The following is an 856-nucleotide window of genomic DNA, read 5'->3' as shown; positions in this document are numbered from 1 at the left end:
AGAGCTGCTGCTGAAGGACGAGCCGACCTTCCTGAGCGCGTTGCGGCGCTGGCCGTCGGCATGCTTCTGCCGCCGCAGTCACGAGCACATCGATGGACCGCCCAGCACCGCTGCCCGCTCCCGGACAGATCCGGGCCAATGACGCGGCCGGTCGAGAGATCACCCGACCGAGCCCCGCAGTCGAGCCCATGCTCACCAAGATCGGCACGGTAACGGGCCGTCAGGTGCGGGTCACGACGAAGTCGACCTGCCCCTCGACGCCGGTCACGTTGATCTTTCCGTTGATCTTGGTGACGCGGGTGGGGGTGAGCCCCGGGGTGCAGTTGACGTCGGTGCTGCTGGCCATGCCGGCGTAGACCGGGAAGCTGATCTTTCCGCGTCCGCTGCTGTCCACCTTGAGCGTGAAGTTGCCGCTCTGGGCGCGGGCGTCGTCCCCGGTGCCGATCTCGGTCCGCAGGACGTTGGCGGTCAGGAAGACGGGCGTGATGCTGATGGCCCGCTTCTCGCCGACGAGGCTGACGGTGCCGACGAACGGGGCATCCGGGAGCAGGAGGGGGCTGGCCCCGACGTAGTCGGTCATCGCACCCCCGCACACGTTGGGGACGGCCGCGTGGGCGGGGCCGGCGGCGATCACGGTTCCCAGGCCGGTGGCCAGGCAGAGGGCGAGTGCGGTGGCGGCCTCGGTACGACGGGACATGCTCGGTCCTTCCGTTCACGGCCGCACGGTGCGGCCACGAACAGCTGAGCACCGACTTGGCCGGTCGGCGATCCGATGCTGCCAGATGGCCTCAGAAGCGGGTTCCGTCAGAGCACGCCCCTGGCGCGCCGCAGTCCACCGTGGGCCCGTCCGGATGAC

At 69.9% G+C, this 856-nt stretch carries 1 protein-coding gene; it reads right to left on the bottom strand.

Translation table 11 applies throughout. The features are described from left to right. Positions 1-220 precede the first annotated feature (220 nt). Positions 221-697, bottom strand: a complete 477-nt coding sequence (locus ABD323_RS42100; protein WP_184917424.1) for a hypothetical protein — start codon at positions 695-697, stop codon at positions 221-223. Positions 698-856: the final 159 nt, after the last annotated feature.

The organism is Kitasatospora nipponensis, from assembly GCF_039528135.1.
GTDB lineage: Bacteria > Actinomycetota > Actinomycetes > Streptomycetales > Streptomycetaceae > Kitasatospora > Kitasatospora nipponensis.
The sequence above is the reverse complement of the archived record's forward strand: the minus strand, read 5'-3'. Positions and strand labels throughout refer to the sequence as shown.